Annotated in this window: 3 protein-coding genes; 2 read left to right on the top strand and 1 reads right to left on the bottom strand. The window is 66.5% G+C overall.

The features are described 5' to 3' along the window. The coding region (locus tag sphsw_RS15555; RefSeq protein WP_042467505.1) for an MFS transporter at positions 1 to 842 on the top strand (842 nt) is incomplete at its 5' end. 52 nt (positions 843 to 894) lie between these two features. After that, positions 895 to 1,908, top strand: a complete 1,014-nt coding sequence (locus tag sphsw_RS15550) for a zinc-dependent alcohol dehydrogenase family protein (RefSeq protein ID WP_031441416.1) — start codon at positions 895 to 897, stop codon at positions 1,906 to 1,908. Between the two features lie 153 nt (positions 1,909 to 2,061). Here the strand turns inward: sphsw_RS15550 and sphsw_RS15545 are convergent, their stop codons facing one another. After that, the gene (locus sphsw_RS15545; protein ID WP_443024402.1) at positions 2,062 to 2,868 is read right to left on the bottom strand and encodes an NAD(P)/FAD-dependent oxidoreductase; all 807 of its coding nucleotides are present in this window, start codon (positions 2,866 to 2,868) and stop codon (positions 2,062 to 2,064) included. Positions 2,869 to 2,917 lie beyond the last annotated feature (49 nt).

Here is a 2,917-nt window from a genome sequence, read left to right as displayed (position 1 = left end):
CGGGGTTGGGGTGGGGAATCATCGCGGGCTATGCCAGGCGGATGGTCGCCCCGCCGTTGCGCGGCAAGGCGCTCGCGATCGCGATGGTCGGTACACCGCTGGCACTCTCGATCGGCGTACCCTTGGGGGCGATGCTGGGCACGACGCTGGGCTGGCGCATGGCGTTCGGGCTGATGGCGATCACCACTTTGATACTGATCGGCTGGGTGTTGTGGCGCGTGCCGGACTTTGCCGGCCAGCCTGCCGAGCAGCGGCTGTCGATCGCGAGCGTGTTTCGCACGCCGGGCGTTCGCACCGTGCTGGTCACGCTGTTCGCGTGGATCACGGGTCACAATATCCTGTACACCTACATCGCCCCGGTCGCCGCCTTGTCCGGCGTGGGGGAGAGGCTGGATCTGTTGCTGCTCGGATTCGGGCTCGCCGCGCTGGTCGGGATCTGGGTGACGGGCGTGCTGATCGATCGCGCGCTGCGTCCGCTCGTGCTGGTCAGCCTCACGATGTTCGCAGTTGTCTCGCTGGCCTTCGCGCTGTTCGCGACGGTCCCCGAGATGACGATCATCGCGACAATCCTGTGGGGACTGTCGTTCGGCGGCGCAGCGACACAGCTGTCGACCGCGCTCGCCGATGCGGCGGGCGAGGGCGTCGACCTCGCCAATGCGATGCTCACGACGGTCTGGAACGGCGCCATCGCGACGGGCGGGATCGTCGGCGGGGTGATCCTCGACCATGCGGGGGCCGGACCCCTCGCTTGGGCCGTACTGGCGCCGACCCTTCTTGCCCTGGCGCTCGCAAGTGGCGCGCGCCGCCATGCCTTCAAGCCCGGTCCCCGTGCCTTCGAATAACGTGCCTTCGAATAAGGCGCCCGTCGTGCGCGCCCATCAGGAGAAGATTTCGATGAAAGCCTTTCACATCGGTGCCCAGAACGGCATCAGCGGATTAGTCGCCACGACCCGGCCCGCGCCTGTCGCCGGTCCCGGCGAAGCGCTGGTAGCGCCGCGTCTCGTTGGCCTGATCAGCCGCGACGTTCAGCTCCTGCGCGGCACCTACGGCGCCCGACAGCCCGAAACCCGCATTCCGATGTCCGAAGGCGTCGGCGAGGTCGTGGCGATCGGTGCGGGCGTGACCGAGGTCGCGGTCGGCGATCGCGTCGTCTGCGGTCATTTCGCGACCTGGCTGGACGGCCCGTTCCGGTCGGACGTCTTTGCGCATGATATCGGCATCACGCATGACGGCTGGCTTGCCGAAAGGGTCGTGCTTCCCGCGGCTGCGCTGATCCGGGTGCCCGACGCGCTGGCCGATGCGGATGTCGCAGGCCTCGCCTCCGCCGGCCTGACCGCCTGGAATGCACTGGTCGAGGTCTGTCGGGTCGAGGCCGGCGACACCGTGCTCTGCCTCGGCACCGGTAGCGTGGCGCTGGCGGCACTGAAGATCGCCAAAGTCCGTGGCGCACGCGTGGCGATCACGTCGTCGCAGGACGCGAAACTCGAGACGGCGCGCAGCCTCGGCGCGGACATCACGGTCAATTACCGGACGTCACCGGATTGGGCGGCCGAGGTGATCGCGCAGACCGAGGGGAAGGGCGCCGACATCGTGATCGAAACCGGCGGCGTCGATACGCTGGGGAACTCGATCGCAGCCGCGGCGATCAATGCGCGGATCATCGTCATCGGCGTTTCACCGGGCGAGGGGCCGGCGATCCCCGATTATCTGTCGCTCATCACGAAGAACGTGACGATCCGCGGCATCGCCAATGGCAGCCGCGCGATGTTCGTCGATCTGCTCAACGCGATGGTAGCGAACCGGATGACAACCGTCGTCGACCGGACGTTCGCCTTCGACGATGCACCGGACGCCGTCCGCTATTTCGCCGCGGCAGGGCATCTGGGCAAGGTGATGATCGCGTTCTGATTACTGCAGCACGTCTGCCGCTGCGCACGTCTCTCACGGGGTTTCCTGCGCTGCCGCGCTTGATCTGGGTAGGCACGAATGACCAGTGTTGAAAAGCTTGGAGCGTTTTTCAAATGACCAACCGTCGGTCAGACCTGCGAAGGCAGCTTTCGTTCAGGCACGACCCAAGCCGCGCACATGCTCCCACACATTGGAGATCACGACCGATCCCTCTCCTACCGAGGACGCGACGCGTTTCACCGATCCGGCGCGCACGTCCCCGACGGCATAGATGCCCGCACAGGACGTGGCGAAAGGTGATAACGCGCCAGCCTCTTCGCCGGTGAGCACGAAGCCCTTGTCGTCGAGAGCGACCAGTTCGGCGAGCCAGCCCGTATTGGGTGCCGCACCGACCATCACGAAGACGGCGCAGCTTGCCACGGTGCGGTCGCCGTCTTCGTTGCGGATCGTCACCGCCTCCAGATTGTCCCCGCCATGAAGGCCGACGGCATGGGTGCCGTATTCGATGGTGATCGCGGGGTCTGCCTCGAGCCTGCTCGACAGATAGCTGGACATGGACGAGGCCAGGGTGTCGCCGCGCACCAGCAGGCGAACGTGGCGCGCCGTACGGCTGAGGAACATCGCCGCCTGCCCGGCCGAATTGCCGCCGCCGATGACCAACACCTCCGTATCGCGGCAGAAGCGCGCCTCATTCTCGGTCGCTGCATAATAGATGCCCGTGCCCTCGAACTCGGCGAGGCGTGCGATCGGCAGGCGTCTGTACTGGACCCCGGTGGCAACCACGACAGAGGCGGCGAGAACGCGCCGACCATTGGCGAAGGTTGCACAGAAGGCGCCATTGTCGAGCTGGTCCAGCGACTCGATGCGGCGGGGCATGACGAAGCGTGTGCCGAACTTCATCGCCTGCACCTCGCCGCGCCACACGAGATCGGCGCCGGAGATGCCAGTGGGAAAGCCCATATAATTCTCGATACGGCTGGACGTGCCGGCCTGGCCGCCGATCGCGGTC

The organism is Sphingomonas sp. FUKUSWIS1 (assembly GCF_000733135.1).
In the GTDB taxonomy this organism is placed as follows: domain Bacteria; phylum Pseudomonadota; class Alphaproteobacteria; order Sphingomonadales; family Sphingomonadaceae; genus Sphingomonas; species Sphingomonas aerolata.
This window is presented reverse-complemented; position numbering and strand designations above follow the sequence as displayed.

Coding starts and splice junctions, on each gene's coding strand:
- sphsw_RS15550 (WP_031441416.1), top strand. CDS start 895: ATGAAAGCCTTTCACATCGGTGCCCAGAACGGCATCAGCGGATTAGTC.
- sphsw_RS15545 (WP_443024402.1), bottom strand. CDS start 2,868: ATGGGCTTTCCCACTGGCATCTCCGGCGCCGATCTCGTGTGGCGCGGC.